Here is a 16,684-nt window from a genome sequence, read left to right as displayed (position 1 = left end):
CACTCCTATGATTTTTCAGAAGAACTTGACGTATCGAACTGCTGCGTCAGATAGGTACTGGTTGAGTTCAGTTTACTGATCGCCAGATCCAGCTGGGTAAACTGCGTTTTATAGCGCGCGATATCTGCGTCGATGCGGTCGCTGGTGGTGTTATAAAGGGCGGTTAAGTTGTTCAGTGTTTTACTTACGCCATCGGTCGCGGCCTGAACAATCCCTTTAGAGGCCAGCCATTCAGTCAGTTTGCTGTCTATCTTCGCGCTGATGCCGGTCTTACCATCACCGACGATCATCTCTTTGACGCCAGCGGCATCTTTATCCAGGGCTGCACTCAGCTTGGTAGAGTCCAGCTTCAGTGAGCCAGTCGTAGGGTCCGTGGTGACACCAATCTGACCCAGTGACTTGTAGGCGGACGAGCTCTGCGCATTGGTCAGCATGCTCTTCAGCTGGGTTTCAATGGTGCGTAAGGTACTGTCACCCAGCAGGGCGCCATTGCTGGAGTCCTGCGCATCGCTGTTGGTGTCGACTTTGGTATATTTGGTCAGCGTGTTGAACTGATCCAGCAACGTATTGTAAGCGTCGACCCAGGTGCTGATGGCGCTTGAGGCTTTTGACGTGTCTTTCGTAATGGTCAGCGTCTGGTCGCCTACCGTCTGCGCGGTAAGATTCAGGGTAATTCCTTCCAGCGCATCGCTGATCTGATTGCTGCTGTTCTCAATCGCGATGTTGTTTACCGTCAGTTTAGCGTTCTGCGCGGTAACGCTTTGCGTCATCGCATTGCTGCTGGCGGAGGCGTCGTAGCCAACGATCCCCTGCAGCGTGTCATCTCCGGTCACGGCAATCGTTGATACCGCATTGTCGCTGCCGGTTTTATTCGCACTGACAGAGAGACGGAAGCTGCCATCCGAGACTTTGATGATGCTGGCAGTGACGCCAGCGTTGGCACCGTTAATGGCGTCACGCATACCGGTCAGGGAGGTCTGTTCGTTGGTCAGCGTCACGCTTTTGCTGGTGCCATCTTTCAAGGTAATGGCAATGCTGCGGCTGGACGCGGAGCTGTCACCCAGCGCGGCGGTGTTGCTGCTCTGCACCGCTGAGGTCAGGACCTGTGCCTGTGCCAGCTGAGTAACACTGATAGAGTATTTACCCGCCACGGTGCTGCCAGAAGTGGTGGCGCTGAATGCGCTGGAGCTGCTGGTCGCCGTCGTTGCAGTAAAGAGATCGGCGCTGTTGAGCTTACTGTTCGCCGTCTGGAACGTCGTCAGTGAGCTTTTCAGCGTCGCGTAGGCGCTGAGCTTAGCGGTATACGCTGACTGTTGGGTAGAAATCGGTTTCAGCGCGGCTTTTTCAGCGGTCTGCAGACTGTCAAGCATGGTACTGAGTGGCAGGCCGGAACCCACACCAAGGTTGGAAATACTAGCCATGTTAATTCCTTTATAAGGTCGACAGGGAAAATGAATACCTGGGTTATCGGCCTTGAATGCGGAAAGTTTAAAGGTATTTGCCTTAGTGTAATGAGTTAAACAGGCACTATAGAGAAGGGTAATTCAGCGGTTAGAAAATTAATGAATCAGGTCTAAAGAAGTCGGAAAGGGTGGCGATAACCTCAAACGTGACAGGCAGAAGCAAAAAATTTCGCCTGGTACTAAAAAAATTCTAAAGGTTGTTTGACGGCAGACGATAACAACTTTGACGGCGCTGAAGCCGGCGGGTTGAAGCCCACACCTTAACCGAAAGACTTGATTAACAGGAAAATTTATCATGGCCCAAGTCATTAACACCAACAGCCTCTCGCTGATCACTCAGAACAACATCAACAAGAACCAGTCAGCTCTGTCTACTTCAATGGAGCGTCTGTCTTCTGGTTTACGTATCAACAGCGCGAAAGATGACGCTGCTGGTCAGGCGATTGCCAACCGTTTCACCTCTAACATCAAAGGTCTGACTCAGGCTGCCCGTAACGCCAACGACGGTATCTCTGCTGCGCAGACTACTGAAGGCGCGCTGTCAGAAATCAACAACAACTTACAGCGTATCCGTGAACTGACTGTTCAGGCTGCAAGTGGTACTAACTCAGATTCTGACAAATCTTCAATCCAGGACGAAATCAAATCACGTCTGGACGAGATTGACCGCGTTTCTGGTCAGACTCAGTTCAACGGCGTGAACGTGCTGGCTAAAGACGGCAAAATGAACATCCAGGTTGGCGCTAACGATGGCGAAACCATCACTATCGACCTGAAAAAAATCGACTCCAAGACCCTGGGTCTGGACAGCTTCAACGTCAACGGTCCTGCTGGTACCCCGACTGCAGCTGGCGCAACTGAGTTCAAAGCTGCTTACGGTTCTACCACTAACGTAACTGGCGCAACTGTTGCTGAATCAACTGCTAATGAGCTGTCTACCCGTCTGGGTGTGGCTGCTTCAGGTGTGGCTGTAGACTCTGGTACCGTCTACAAAGATGACAACGGCAAAATGTTTGCTAAAGTCACCGTAACTTCAGCAAGCGATGCTGAAACCAACAACCTGAAAGCAAATGGCTTTGACATCGCGAGCGGCGCTGCAAATGCTAAAACTTTCTATGTTGCTGTAGATCCACAGTCAGCTGATACCTCAACCACTACTGGCACCGCAGCGTTCAAACTGGACACGACTAACATGAGCCTGTCCAGCCTGACTTCAGGTGCATCAGCTAACCCACTGGCTAAGCTGGATGATGCGATTGCAAGCGTGGATAAGTTCCGTTCTTCACTGGGTGCGATTCAGAACCGTCTGAACTCAGCCGTGACTAACCTGAGCAACACCACCACTAACCTGTCAGCTGCACAGTCTCGTATTCAGGATGCTGACTACGCAACTGAAGTTTCAAACATGTCTAAAGCGCAGATCGTACAGCAGGCAGGTAACTCCGTGCTGGCGAAAGCGAACCAGGTTCCACAGCAGGTTCTGTCTCTGCTGCAGGGCTAATCATTCCCCTGAGGAATGGATGCAAAAACCCCGCTTCGGCGGGGTTTTTTTATGGGCGTAAAACAGAAGCGCCTGGCTGTTCTGACAGAATGGGCCCTTTTTGCTCTTTTACTTCACCGATTGAACCCAGGCACAAAGCCTATGCTAAAGCAAAATATGCGCTGCTCTTAGCCGGCTGTGACTAAGAGGAGTCAGTGAGAGAGAGCAAAATGCATCAACAAGACCTTGTCAGCATCATCATTACCGCAGACGTTGCCACCTGGTTTACTGAGGCGCTGGAGAGCGCGCTCAATCAGGATTATCAGCCGATCGAAATCATTGTGGCTGATTACAGTGACGCGCAATTCATTCATCAGACGCTGCAACGGTATCTTCCCCGGCACTGCGATGTTATCCGCTATTTAAAAACAGAAGGTACGGTCGTTCAGCTTCTGGAGACAGCGGTCTGTGCTGCCCGTGGAAAATATATCAAGTTTCTCTCTGATGCCGATCTCCTTAAGCCTGACAATATCTCAACATGCGTTGCTGGACTGAAAGCCTTTCCTGACTGCCGGGTCGCGTTGACACGGCGTGAGCGGGTGGGGCCACAGGGTGAAAGGCTTGACGGGCTTCTCTCCACTTCCGCCCTGAGCCAGGAAAATCTCATTATCAATGGCAGAGATTTTCTGCGTAATCAGACGCTGAAAGCATACAGTCTGCCGGGAGAACTGACGGCAGCGCTGTTTTACCGCGACGACATCAGCGCCAGCCTTATCGACCAGGCGCTGCTTACTCAGGGTAATCCGGCACTGCAGGCCATTCCGGCACTGGCCTTCTGCTACAGCCTTCTGAGTCATACTCATCTCCTCTGGTTTTCTGCGCCTTTGTGCTGCGTGCGTGCTTCAGATGTTGAGCGCCAGCCTCATCAACGCGAAAGTGATGAGCTGTTTACAAGCGGTCGTGAATATTTATATGAGCAAATCCGTCAGGAGAGCTGGTTCGGGGAGGCTGACCATGCGCCCCATCTGGCGCAGGTGGCCTGTTTAGATCAGCCCGATCACTTTAGTCTGAGAAATCTGGCGGAGGAGCAACAAAAGAATTTTACGCTGGATGTGCTGGCAGCCTGGCGACGTTCGCGCACGCTGAATGCCATGCAGCAAAACAGGTTAACGGATATGGCCGCCGCTAACGCCCATGATGTGAGCGTGTTGGTGATCATCACCGTGACGGAAGAGAATGTCGCCGATCTGGAAACGCTGCTTAACTCAATCAGACAAGGTGAGAGAACCGGAGTCCGGTTCGAACCCGTCATCGTGACGCTGGATCTGGACTGTGCCGCTGACGCGGAATGCTATGCTGCGACACAGCAGACTCGAATAAGCGTGATCAATCAGATTATCGACGCACGTCACGATGACTGGGTGATGTTTCTGGATGCCTCCTGCACGATGCATGATTCAGGAATGACCGCCCTCAGCGCCAGGCTGGTCGCGCAAAACAGTTATCTGGCGCTTTACGCGGATGAGTTTTTCTATATTGATAATGCGCCCGTGGGGGCCGCTTTCCGGCCTGATTTGAATCTCGATCTCTTACTCAGTTCACCGAAAACAATGGCGCAACACTGGCTGTTCCGGCGCGAATTACTTTTAGCGGCGGGGGGCCTGGATGCTGACTATCCGTCATCAGCTGAGTTTGATCTTATTGTTAAACTGATTGAGTCTCAGGGTTTCGAGGCCATCGGTCACGTGGCTGAGCCGCTGCTGACAGGGCAGCTTAAAAGCCGATCTATCCTGGAAGATGTGGCCATTCTTGAACGCCATCTGCAGAACCGTGGCTATCCCGATGGGCGGGCGGCGTTAGATAAATTTTTCAATTACCGCTTACGGTATAACCATCCTGATAAGCCGGTCGTCTCGATCGTTATCCTGGCGAACTGGCACCTTGCCTCACTGATTAGCTGTGTCACCACGCTGCTCGAGAAAACCACCTATCACCGCTATGAACTGATCATTATCTGCGATAACCAGGGAACGCCTGAGCGGGATAGATGGCTGTCCGATATTGGCAGCGTCGATCCTCAGCGGATAAAAACGGTGATGTTCGACGGCGGATTCAGTCACGGTGCCATGGCGAATCGTGCCGCTGAACTGGCCGTGGGTGACTATCTGCTGTTTATGCATTGTGAAATGGCGGTTACTGATGGCGAGTGGCTCGACAATCTTCTTAATCATGGGCAGAGGCCGGAAGTGTTTGCCACAGGCGCAAAACATCTTTCGTCTGACAATAAAATTCGTCATGCGGGCTATGTTCTCGGTGTTAACGGAGCGGTCGGTGAGGTTTTCCGTGGCAACGATGATAATGAACCCAATTATCTGGGACGCATGCATCTCGACCAGAATTACAGTGCGGTGTCTGGCGATCTGGTGCTGATGCGTAAATCAGTCTTTGACGAGCTGGGAGGATTTGACGACAACAAACGTCTTTATGGCGATGTTGATCTCTGCCTGAAGGCGCGCGAGCAAGGGTATCTGACAGTCTGGACCCCCTATGCCCGACTGCATCGGCCGGCTGCCCGCAAAAGTCCTTTCCCGGATGAAACGGTACACGCCTCCACGAAATTAAAGCAACTGGAAGAAGATAAGGTCTACGCGCAATGGATGCCGGTCATCGCCAGCGATCCTGCCTATAACCCGAATCTCTCCCTGAGAAGCCGGCATTTTGAATTAAGAAATGATGAGTTCAGCTGGCAGCCACTCAGGGCAGAAAATCTGCCTTCATTCCTGGCGCACAATGCCGATATCTACGGCTGCGGTCACTACCGTATTACCCAACCGCTTAAAGCGATGATAGCGGAGGGCGTCGCTCAGGGTAGTAGCGGCATGACGCTGCTGACGTTAAGTGAAATGGGGCAGTTCAGACCGGACAGTCTGATTATTCAGCGTCGCTATTCACCGGCTTTTCACACCTGGATGGAACGGGTCGGTAAACTACACAACGTCTTTAAAGTGTTCGAGCTGGATGACTACATTATTAACCTCCCTATGAAGCATCATGGTCGTCAGGCGTACAAGCAGGAGACGGCAAAATTAATACGCAAGAGCCTGAGCTTCTTTGACCGCTTTGTGGTGTCGACAGCTCCACTGGCGGAAGCGATGAGGGATATGCATCCGGATATCGTTGTCGTAAAAAACCGCCTGCCGTCAGAAGCCTGGGGCACACTGCAATCCCTGCGCAATCAGGGCAGGAAACCGCGTGTAGGCTGGGCCGGAGGGATCAGCCATCGGGGCGACCTTGAGATGATTTTTGACATCGTGCGGGAATTGTCGGGAGAGGTTGAATGGGTGTTTATGGGCATGTGCCCGGATAAACTTCGACCCTATGTGCACGAAATTCACAGTGGCGTCGATCTGCCTCTCTACCCGGCCGCACTGGCGGCACTGAATCTGGACCTGGCGCTGGCACCTGTTGAAGACAACATATTCAACGCCTGTAAAAGTAATCTGCGGTTACTGGAATATGGTGCATGCGGCGTGCCGGTTATCTGCAGCAACGTGGCCTGCTACCAGCAGGATGATCTGCCGGTCACGCGGGTTAATAACAAATTTATCGACTGGCGCGAAGCTATCCGCATGCATCTGGCCGATCCCGACGCCAGCGCAAAAATGGGCAGAGAATTGCAGGCCATCGTCCGGCGAGACTGGATGCTGACAGGCGAAAATCTGCGTTTATGGGCACAGGCGTGGCGGCCCTAATCAGTTTCAGCAAAAGATAATGTCGGGTTATCACGTCAGATAGCCTGATGTAATGTCATGGTGACGCGGTCTGGAGATGCCATTAACGTGGCAGGCGGGAATGGTCATGTCTGAATTAAAACATCCGTATTATATTGTTTCACCTGACTATCGGGAGTCATCCGGTGGGATTCAGGCTTTGCACAAGCTCTGCCATCAGATAAACCTGCAGGGCGGTAACGCCTGGATGGTCGACTGCAATGTGATTAATCCCGCCTGGAAGACGCCCAGACTGGATGCGGAAACCTGGCGTCAGCATAAAAAAGCTCAGCTTACCCCCATCGCGGTCTACCCGGAGATCTATTCGGGCAATCCGCTTAACGCTGACGTCTGCGTGCGCTACATGTTAAATCATGAAGGGTTACTCAATGGAAACCGGTTAAACGAATCCGAAGAGGATCTCTTTTTCTGGTATAGCTCCCAACTGATCATCAATGAACCTGACGTTGATTTTCTGACGATGGTGGGGCCGGATTTAGAACTGTTTTATGACGATGGCAGAGCAAAAACGACGACGCTTCTTTATCTGAATCGCGTGCCGGTAGAGAAGGTGGATTTTACAACCTTACCGGACAACATCGTCATCATATCGGTGAAGAATCCCCGTCCTCTGGCGGAACTGGCTGAGATTCTGAAATCGGCCAGCGTGATGTACACCTTTGAATGGTCCGGGACCTGTAATCTTGCTGCGCTTTGTGGAACGCCCGTCGTCTCAATGGTTGCACAGGGGTATGAGAAACTCGCGATCTCGGAGGCGTCGATTCGCGATATGGGAGGGGCCGGGGTCTGCTTCAGTGATGATGCCGCTGAATTAGAGCGCGAGCGTGCCCGGCTCTGGAAAGTTCGTGACCACATGAGAAAATTTGAAGCGGATTTCTCACAGCAGCTTCGTCACTTTTTTATTAAAACGCAGACGGCTGCCGGTATTAAAAATGAAGAGAAGGTTGTCTCAACGCAAAAGTGGCTTGCCGATTACCCGGTAAAAAGGTACGCGCACAGCAGCGCAGAAACGGCTCTCTCTGTTCGCGTTATCATTCTGGACGATAATCCTGCCGTTGCGTGCGACAGCATACTTTCATCACTGAGGTATGTGGGACTGGAGGCTGAAATTTATGCTGTTGATGCCTCCGCTGAACAGGAGCAGGGCAAGGGCCACTTTAGCGGCTGGTTACATCAACTGCTTATCGAAGACCCGTGTGAATGGGTATTATTTCTGCGATCCGGTGACCTCATTTATCCGGAGCTGTTTTCCAGCCTTTGGCATTTCAAAGAGCAAACCGCGGCGTCACTGGCATTTTATTCTGACCGCGTCGTCCGGCAGGCTGACGGCCTGTGTGAGATGTTTTTACCCGATTTTGATCGGGATTATTTTCTGGCGCTGCCCGAGCGATTTGCCCGTGGAGCCTTCTTCAGGCGAGAATTGTGCCTGGAGATTGTCCGCGCGCGAAATATTTCTCCTCACACTGTCGAAACAGCGTTTTTATTACAGCTGGTCAGTGCTGGCCTTGCTGCCGATATCCGGCACGTTCCGGTTCCGCTGATTCAGCTGTTATCAAAAGAACGTGAGCATACCTCTTTAAAGGAATCTCTGCTGGCTGAATATCTCGCGGGCAGCGAGTACAGCCAGGCGTCGGTTGAAAGAGAGGGCTCTGTTTTTACTGTCCGATACGGCGCCAGCGGAATCAGTAAGTTAACCGTTATTCTTCTCGTGGAAGATGACATTAACCGCACTAAGCGAGCAGTAGCGACCTTTGTCGATACCGTTGTGGATGTCGACTATGAAATCATTTTTATTGATAACGGCTCAACGGACCCGGCGGTCAGAGAGTGGCTCTCCTCTCTGGCAACGATGAATAACGCTATCTTCAGGGTCTTTTTTGTAGACGAAAAAATTAATGCTGTCAGCGCCATGAATTATGGCATTTCAGTGGCGCGAGGCGAATTTACACTCTGCCTCTCTGCGGGTATTTATTTTAATCATACGCGCTGGCTGGAAGCCTTACTGGAACACTGTGGCCGCGCTGAACTCCTCGCCAGTGCGCCTTTTCTGGTCGACAACCGTGAAGATCTTTACTCTTCCGGACGAATTAATGGCGGCTTTCGCCGGAAATATGGTCAGGCTGAAACCGCATCGTCAACAGACTCGCCAGGCCAGGCTGACCGGGTTGCTCCGCAGCAACATCTGCTGCTGACGACTGAATGTATTATGATCCGTACCTCATCCTGTCAGCAGGCAGGAGGGCTGGATGAGCAGTATGCGACTCTTCCTGAGGCCATCAGCGATCTGCTGTTGCGGGCTTCAGTGCCTGGCGCGGTTAAGATAGCGGTTCCGCTCTCCAGAGTCGGTTATGACGACGTACTGACGGATGTGTCGTTAGTTTCCGGAAATAGCCTTTTTACAGAGAAATGGCTTCGATATATAGCCCACGACCCCGCCTCGAATCCCAATATCAGCCGTAAGGAGGGGGAGGTTGTCAGGGAAAATAATCGTCCGCTGCTGGCCGCCAGATTAGGCTTTCCACTCAGCGCCTTATGGGTGTTTAATGCCGACGACCATGACGAAGCTCAGCGTGTGAAAGAACTTTCCCGGCTGACTACAGCGTCGGACAGCCTGATTGCCGCACTGGACTGTCAACGCTCAACGCCTGTTGAACTTTATCGGCTGAACCCGGCGCATATTGTGTTCAGCGATAGCGTGGCGAGCCGCCATGCGCAGTTGATTAAAAACAAAGCAGTGCTTCCGGAGACCCGTTTCGTCGTTGAAGTCACCAGAGAGTCGTTTCGCAACGGGCAGTGTCCTGATGAAGGCCTGCAGAATGCTGATACGTTACTGGTCAGAAACAGTGCGGCGCTGACACTATTTCGTGATAAACACGCGGTGCTTCAGGCTGACAAACTCAGTACAGCATGGCAGCGGCTCGCTCCTCCTGAGGATCGTCCGTCTGAACATTCAGGCAAGCCCAGAGTGGGGGTGGTGCTGACAGATTTAATGACAGAAGACTGGATGCTGATTGATACCCTTATCAGAGAAATGAGCGAACGTGTTGACTGGATTATATACGGGGCCTGTCCTGATGCCTGGAAGCATACGGTCCACGAATATCATCGTAAAGTTCCGCACAGCAGGCTCCCGGCGATGTTTCAGTCACTGAAACTGGACCTGGCGCTGGCACCTCTTGCAGAGATACTTCCTAACCAGGCAGAAGGCCATCGGGTCATTGCGCAGTTAGGAGCCTGCGGTTATCCGGTGCTTGCCAGCGATCATGAGGCCTACAAAGCGATTGTCAGTGTTAAGCGCATTAAAAATAAAACGTCTCAGTGGCGATTTATGATTAATAAACTGATTAACAATCCCTCTATGATGCGAAGCCTGGGTGAGGCTCTGTATGAGGAAGTCAATACATGCTGGATTCATCTTCCGGGTGAACGCCCCGCATGGCTGAAGACGCAATCCTCATAAATTCCGTCGGAGCGGCATGTAGCAAAGCCGCTCAGACGACTTCGGTTTTTTGCAGAACCAGCCTCGGTCAGGCTGCCTGTACCTGCATCACAACTTCCCCCGCCCGTTACAGTTCCCGCCACGCTTGCCGATAACTCTTCACAGAACACTATAACTTTCGATGTTAACTTTTGTGGAGTGTCTATGCGCTTCAACTATGACCTGCTGCCGGGTGAGCGGCTGACGTTTGAAGAGATCGCCCGGCGTTATGCCCAGCAATACCCTGATGAAAAAGAGCTGACGGCACGTGCACTGCTGAGTCCCTCAACCGGGTTGCGAACCCTGAAGATACGCGCGGTCTTCGCCCAGGAAGAGAGCAACAGCCCGCTGGAGGATCTGCTGTTTATCTCCAGTGATAATGAGCGCAAGAATTACCTGCGCCGCTTTGAGCACTATCTGAAGCAGAATCTCTCTTTCCTCTATTTCCGCCGCAGCGAGAACGAAAAGCGCGACAACCTGTGGAAAGTGATGGGCAGCAGTCAGGTTTTTGCCATGATCGATCCGCAATCTGCCACGGCGCAGAATCTGCTGCAGAGTCGCGGCTATAAACTGGTGATGATGCATCAGGATGAGGATGAGGCCTACTGGCAGCTCTTTAACCCGCAGGCGAACCCCTGTTTTCCGCAGTCGCAGACTATCCAGTTTATCGTGGTGCTGAGTACGCCAGAGCACAAGGTGCCTGCGGCGGTGATGCCGGGGACGGAAGTCGGACGACGCGTCAAGGCGCGGGTGCTGCAGCGGGCCAGCCAGGCGGAGTTTATCGCCGGTGTAAAAGCCCGCTACGGTGCCTGTGTCATGACCGGCACAGAGCTGACCGAACGGCATAGCTGGCCCTGGGTCGAAGCCTGCCATATCGACACCCAGGAGAGCGATGACGGGCTGGTGGCGGACAACAGCATCGATAACGGCCTGTTTTTACGCAGTGATTTGCAGCGGTTGTTTATTAACCGATTGATTAGCATTGATGGTGAGTCGGGACAGATCACCGTGCATCCCGGCGAGGATGCACAACAACATATTTCGCCCTGGTATCAAGAGCTGGATGGCCGGATTTGCAGCCTGTGGGCTGCGGTGCCACCCGCCACGCGGCAACGGCTGCGCGTCCGTCGATAATCCCCGCTGAAGAGTGCAGAAGGATCTGCATTCTGAAGTAACAAAAGTGAAATAGCCTCGTTTTACCCCGCCTATTCCTCCAATCGAAAACGCTACAGAATTGGATAATCATGCCGATAACATCATTAACGCAGGGTAGTCAACGTGAACGATTTCTATACCGCCGAAGGCGTGATGGACAAGCATTCGCTCTGGCAGCGCTACGTGCCGCTGGTGCGCCATGAAGCGCTGCGTCTGCAGGTTCGCCTGCCGGCCAGCGTTGAACTTGACGATTTGCTGCAGGCCGGGGGGATAGGGCTGTTGAATGCCGTAGAGCGTTATGACGCGCTACAGGGAACAGCCTTTACCACCTACGCCGTGCAGCGTATTCGTGGCGCAATGCTCGACGAGCTTCGCAGTCGGGACTGGGCACCGCGCAGCGTGCGCCGCAACGCGCGTGAGGTGGCCGGAGCGATGCACAAGGTAGAACAGTCGCTGGGGCGTTCCGCCTCCGAGCAGGAAGTGGCGCAGCAGCTGAACGTTTCCATGGAGGAGTACCGGCAGATCCTGCTGGACACCAACAACAGTCAACTTTTCTCCTACGACGAGTATCGGGAAGAGCACGGCGACAGTGCGGAGCTGGTGACGGAAGGCCATGAGGAGGCTAATCCGCTTCATCAGTTGCTTGAAGGGAGTCTGCGTGAGCGCGTCATTGAAGCGATCGAAGCGTTACCCGATCGTGAAAAGATGGTGCTGACACTGTACTACCAGGAAGAACTGAACCTGAAAGAGATTGGCGCGGTGCTTGATGTGGGTGAATCCCGCGTCAGTCAGCTGCACAGTCAGGCGATTAAACGCCTGCGGGCCCGGCTTACGGGAGCGCGCTAGCAGTATCAGTTCCTGGCGATTCAAAAATATAAGAAACCGGGGACTCAGTAATGGGAGCCAAGACCAAGGCCAGACCGTTAAGTCGTTATCTTAAAGACTATAAACACAGCCAGAGCAACTGTTCGCATTGTGGCAAGGTATTAGATCGAATGGCGCTCGTTTTTCGTGGTCAGATCATCAATAAAGAGGCCATCGCTCGGATGGACCAGATGATTGATGAACAACTGTGGCTGAAGCTTCAGCCAGAGCTGACCGCGCTCTGTCGCTTCTGCAGCGATATTTTTTGCAATACTCATCCGAATTATTTCGACATTATGGCGTTCAAACAGTACCTGTTTGAACAGACAGAAATGAGCCCCAGCACGATTCGCGAATATGTGGTGCGGCTGCGTCGGCTGGATGAGATGCTCAAAGCCAAAAATTTCCCCGCCGACAGGCTTAAGGGAGAGAGCTGGCATCAGTGTCTGGAAAGCGATCTGCCGGATGCCGGAAATAATAATTACCGCATTGCGCTGCGCAAGTACGATCAATTCTTAGGCTGGCAGCAGGGGTAACCCTGGTCTGCACCGAGGGCTCCCCCGCGTGCCTGCGGCACGTTACTCTGTTATCCGCCTGCCGGGTAACGGAGAAGGGGGGAGCACGGCGCCGCTTCCTCACCGCATCGACGGTCACCTGAATCAGAGTGATCCTTTGCGCATCTTCTGCAACACTGTAAGGATAATTTGAATGCCCGAACGGAGGCAGCATTGTCTTTACATCTGTTACACCAATTCCCGCGTCTTGAACTGCTGGGCGCCCCGACACCGTTAGAACACCTGCCACGCCTCTCCGACTATCTGGGTCGCGATATTTTCATCAAACGTGATGACTTCACGCCAGTGGCGATGGGCGGCAACAAGCTGCGTAAACTCGAATTCCTGGCGGCCGATGCGCTGCGCGAAGGGGCGGATGTGCTGCTGACGGCGGGTGCGATTCAGTCCAACCATGTGCGCCAGACCGCGGCCGTGGCAGCCCGCCTCGGCCTGAAGTGCGTGGCACTGCTGGAAAACCCGATGGGTACCCACGCTGAAAACTACCTGAGCAATGGCAACCGCCTGCTGCTGGATCTGATGGATGCGGAGGTGATCGCCGTGGATGCGCTGCATAATCCCGCCGAACAGCTGGCTGAAGAGGCTACACGTCTGGAAGCGCAGGGATTCCGTCCTTATATCGTTCCGGTCGGCGGCTCAAATGCGCTGGGTGCGCTAGGCTATGTGGAGTGCGCCCAGGAGATTGCACATCAGAGCGAAGGCGTGGTGGATTTTGCCGCCGTCGTGGTGGCATCAGGCAGCGCGGGCACCCATGCGGGGCTGGCGGTCGGCCTGGAGCAGCTGCTGCCGGAAACCGAGCTGGTTGGCGTCACCGTTTCACGTCAGACCGACGCGCAGTTACCGCTGGTTGAGCGGCTGCGTCAGTCGCTGGCAGCCTCACTGGAGGTGCAGGCAACAGCCCCGATCACGCTGTGGGATGAGTATTTTGCGCCTCGCTATGGTGAGCCCAATGAGGAGGGCATGGAGGCGGTGAAACTGCTGGCAAGGCTGGAAGGCATTTTGCTGGACCCGGTCTATACCGGCAAGGCGATGGCCGGCCTGATTGATGGGATCAGTCAGAACCGCTTCCGTCGAGAAGGCCCGTTGCTGTTTATTCATACTGGCGGCGCGCCCGCGTTATTTGCTTATCATCCTTCGATCTGAGACAAGCGAATAAAACAGTTTATACTCCGGGCGTTATCATTCTGGACTGGCAGCGACTCGCCGTGCTGCCCTTATAAAAACACACACACAATACTGTCAAAAATGGGGTAAATATGTCCTTTTCTCGTGCAGGTCGTCAGATGGTGATGGGCGTTATGGCCGTGGCGCTGATTGCTGGCGTCAACGTTAAAACCTTTGCAGCGGAAAATCTGCTGAACAAGATTAAAGAGCGCGGCACGCTGCTGGTGGGTCTGGAAGGCACCTATCCGCCGTTCAGCTTCCAGGATGAGCAGGGCAAGCTGACCGGTTTTGAAGTGGAATTTGCGCAGCAGCTGGCACAGCACATGGGCGTTAAAGCGAGTCTGAAACCGACCAAATGGGATGGCATGCTGGCTTCCCTCGACGCAAAGCGCATCGATGTGGTGATTAACCAGGTGACCATTTCCGATGAGCGTAAGAAGAAGTATGACTTCTCTACGCCTTACACCATCTCCGGTATTCAGGCGCTGACCATGAAGGCGAACGCCAGCACCATCAGCAAACCCGCTGATCTGGCGGGTAAAAAGGTTGGCGTGGGTCTCGGCACTAACTACGAGCAGTGGCTGCGTGAGAACGTCAAGGGCGTGGACGTGCGTACCTATGATGATGACCCGACTAAATATCAGGATCTGCGCTCAGGACGTCTGAATGCCATCCTGGTTGACCGTCTGGCGGCGCTGGATCTGGTGAAGAAAACCGGCGATACCATGGCGGTAGCGGGTGACGCTTTCTCCCGTCAGGAAGCGGGCGTTGCCGTGCGTAAAGGCAACGACGATCTGCTGAAGGCGATCGACCAGGCCATTGCTGATATGCAGAAAGATGGCTCGCTGAGCAAGCTGTCTCAGAAATGGTTTGGCGCGGACGTGACGAAATAATGCAGGAAAGCCTTCAACTGGTGCTGGATTCAGCACCTTTTTTATTAAAGGGCGCGCTGTTCACGCTGCAGCTCAGCATCGGTGGGATGTTCTTCGGCCTGCTGCTGGGCTTTCTGCTGGCGCTGATGAGGCTGTCTCACTTCTGGCCGTTTCGCGTGCTGTCGCGGATCTATGTCTCGATTTTTCGCGGCACCCCGCTAATCGCCCAGCTGTTTATGATTTACTACGGCCTGCCGCAGTTTGGCATTGAGCTGGACCCGATCCCCTCGGCGATGATTGGTCTCTCGCTCAACACCGCGGCTTACGCCTCGGAGTCCCTGCGTGGTGCCATCGCTGCGATTGAGCGCGGACAGTGGGAGGCGGCGGCGAGTATCGGCATGACGCGCTGGCAAACCCTGCGCCGGGTTATCCTGCCGCAGGCGGCGCGCACCGCACTGCCACCGCTGGGCAACAGCTTTATCAGCCTGGTAAAAGATACCTCGCTGGCCGCGACCATCCAGGTGCCGGAGCTGTTCCGTCAGGCGCAGCTGATCACCTCGCGTACACTGGAAGTCTTTACCATGTATCTGGCGGCTTCGCTGATCTACTGGGTGATGGCCACGGTGTTGTCTGCGTTGCAGAGTCGTCTGGAACAGCATGTTAACCGTCAGGATTCGGAGTCGAAATGAGTGCCATCGAAGTCAGAAAGCTGGTGAAATCATTTAATGGCCAGACGGTGCTGCACGACATCGATCTTGATGTGGCCGCCGGTGAAGTGGTGGCGATTATCGGCCCCAGCGGCTCAGGTAAAACCACGCTGCTGCGCAGTATTAACCTGCTGGAAGTGCCGGACAGCGGCACTATCCGGGTCGGCGAGATTACGGTGGATGCCGCGCTGGCGCAGAGCAAACAGAAAGAGCAGGTGCGTCGTCTGCGTCAGCAGGTCGGTTTTGTCTTCCAGAACTTCAATCTGTTTCCCCACCGTTCGGTGCTGGAGAACATTATTGAAGGACCGGTGATCGTAAAAGGCGAAGCGAAGGCGGAGGCCGTCGCACGCGCCCGCACGCTGCTGGAGAAGGTCGGCCTGCACGGCAAAGAGGGAAGCTATCCGCGCCGTCTGTCGGGTGGACAGCAGCAGCGTGTGGCCATTGCGCGTGCGCTGGCGATGCGACCGGAGGTGATCCTGTTCGATGAACCCACCTCGGCGCTGGATCCGGAGCTGGTGGGGGAGGTGCTCAGCACCATCCGCGCACTGGCCGAAGAGAAACGCACCATGGTGATCGTCACGCATGAGATGAGCTTTGCACGCGACGTGGCAGATCGCGCCATCTTTATGGATCAGGGGCGCATTGTGGAGCAGGGCGACGCGAAAGCGTTGTTCAGTAACCCGCAGCAGCCGCGTACCCGCCAGTTCCTCGACAAGTTCCTCAGTCAGTAATTCAGTGGCCTTCTCCGGAAGGCCGCATTGCTTTTTACTCCTCTCTGTTTAATCCGGAATAGCGCGCTCTCATGCTATTTCGGGTCGCCGTACCATAATGCGCTGATAAGCGGTTAAACCTTTTGCCACATCTGACAAATCTTTTCTTTTCATCAACGGCTGACTGGTTTTTATTTCTTCCGCTTTCTCTTATTTACCCCGTCAGCATTATCAAAGATTATTTTCCTTTAATTCATCGCTTCGGATGATATCGGGCGCAGAGCAGGGAAAATCAATAAGTGTAAGGAAACGTTCTGCTAAGTAAATAACGGTAACGTCAGGGCCAGATAATGGGTTTTAGGAGTTTCGCTACATTCAATGCGGCATCAATGGCGAATAATCGCTGGATAATCATAAAAGCCACAGAG

General features: G+C 53.7%; 11 protein-coding genes. 10 read left to right on the top strand and 1 reads right to left on the bottom strand.

Features of this window, described 5'->3' with window-relative positions; translation table 11 throughout:
- Positions 1-5 precede the first annotated feature (5 nt).
- Complete coding sequence (gene fliD / locus AC1V0D_RS07425; RefSeq protein WP_009089613.1) at positions 6-1,421, bottom strand: flagellar filament capping protein FliD; 1,416 nt, start codon at positions 1,419-1,421, stop codon at positions 6-8.
- A 337-nt stretch (positions 1,422-1,758) separates the two neighbouring features.
- Between fliD and AC1V0D_RS07420 the strand changes: the two genes are divergently transcribed.
- From AC1V0D_RS07420 to tcyN, 10 genes are all read left to right on the top strand, one after another.
- The gene (locus AC1V0D_RS07420) at positions 1,759-2,964 is read left to right on the top strand and encodes a FliC/FljB family flagellin (RefSeq protein ID WP_009089615.1); all 1,206 of its coding nucleotides are present in this window, start codon (positions 1,759-1,761) and stop codon (positions 2,962-2,964) included.
- A gap of 209 nt (positions 2,965-3,173) precedes the next feature.
- The gene (locus AC1V0D_RS07415; RefSeq protein WP_482907181.1) at positions 3,174-6,695 is read left to right on the top strand and encodes a glycosyltransferase; all 3,522 of its coding nucleotides are present in this window, start codon (positions 3,174-3,176) and stop codon (positions 6,693-6,695) included.
- A 106-nt stretch (positions 6,696-6,801) separates the two neighbouring features.
- Positions 6,802-10,194: a glycosyltransferase family 2 protein gene (locus tag AC1V0D_RS07410; protein WP_482907180.1), complete on the top strand. Its 3,393-nt coding sequence runs from the start codon at positions 6,802-6,804 to the stop codon at positions 10,192-10,194.
- A 183-nt stretch (positions 10,195-10,377) separates the two neighbouring features.
- Positions 10,378-11,346: an HNH endonuclease signature motif containing protein gene (locus AC1V0D_RS07405; protein WP_482907179.1), complete on the top strand. Its 969-nt coding sequence runs from the start codon at positions 10,378-10,380 to the stop codon at positions 11,344-11,346.
- Positions 11,347-11,490: 144 nt separating this feature from the next.
- On the top strand, positions 11,491-12,213 hold the full coding sequence (locus AC1V0D_RS07400) for an RNA polymerase sigma factor FliA (protein ID WP_058958307.1): 723 nt from the start codon (positions 11,491-11,493) through the stop codon (positions 12,211-12,213).
- A 50-nt stretch (positions 12,214-12,263) separates the two neighbouring features.
- The gene (gene fliZ / locus AC1V0D_RS07395) at positions 12,264-12,767 is read left to right on the top strand and encodes a flagella biosynthesis regulatory protein FliZ (RefSeq protein ID WP_009089624.1); all 504 of its coding nucleotides are present in this window, start codon (positions 12,264-12,266) and stop codon (positions 12,765-12,767) included.
- Positions 12,768-12,959: 192 nt separating this feature from the next.
- Complete coding sequence (locus AC1V0D_RS07390) at positions 12,960-13,946, top strand: D-cysteine desulfhydrase (RefSeq protein WP_336792264.1); 987 nt, start codon at positions 12,960-12,962, stop codon at positions 13,944-13,946.
- A 113-nt stretch (positions 13,947-14,059) separates the two neighbouring features.
- Entirely contained in the window at positions 14,060-14,860 is an 801-nt protein-coding gene (gene tcyJ, locus AC1V0D_RS07385) for a cystine ABC transporter substrate-binding protein (RefSeq protein ID WP_009089627.1), read from the top strand.
- Positions 14,860-15,528: a cystine ABC transporter permease gene (tcyL, locus tag AC1V0D_RS07380; protein WP_009089629.1), complete on the top strand. Its 669-nt coding sequence runs from the start codon at positions 14,860-14,862 to the stop codon at positions 15,526-15,528. The genes tcyJ and tcyL overlap by 1 nt, the downstream gene beginning before the upstream one ends.
- Positions 15,525-16,277: an L-cystine ABC transporter ATP-binding protein TcyN gene (gene tcyN, locus AC1V0D_RS07375; RefSeq protein WP_009089631.1), complete on the top strand. Its 753-nt coding sequence runs from the start codon at positions 15,525-15,527 to the stop codon at positions 16,275-16,277. The genes tcyL and tcyN overlap by 4 nt, the downstream gene beginning before the upstream one ends.
- Positions 16,278-16,684 lie beyond the last annotated feature (407 nt).

The sequence above is a fragment of the Pantoea sp. PA1 genome (assembly GCF_056856975.1).
The sequence above is the reverse complement of the archived record's forward strand: the minus strand, read 5'-3'. Positions and strand labels throughout refer to the sequence as shown.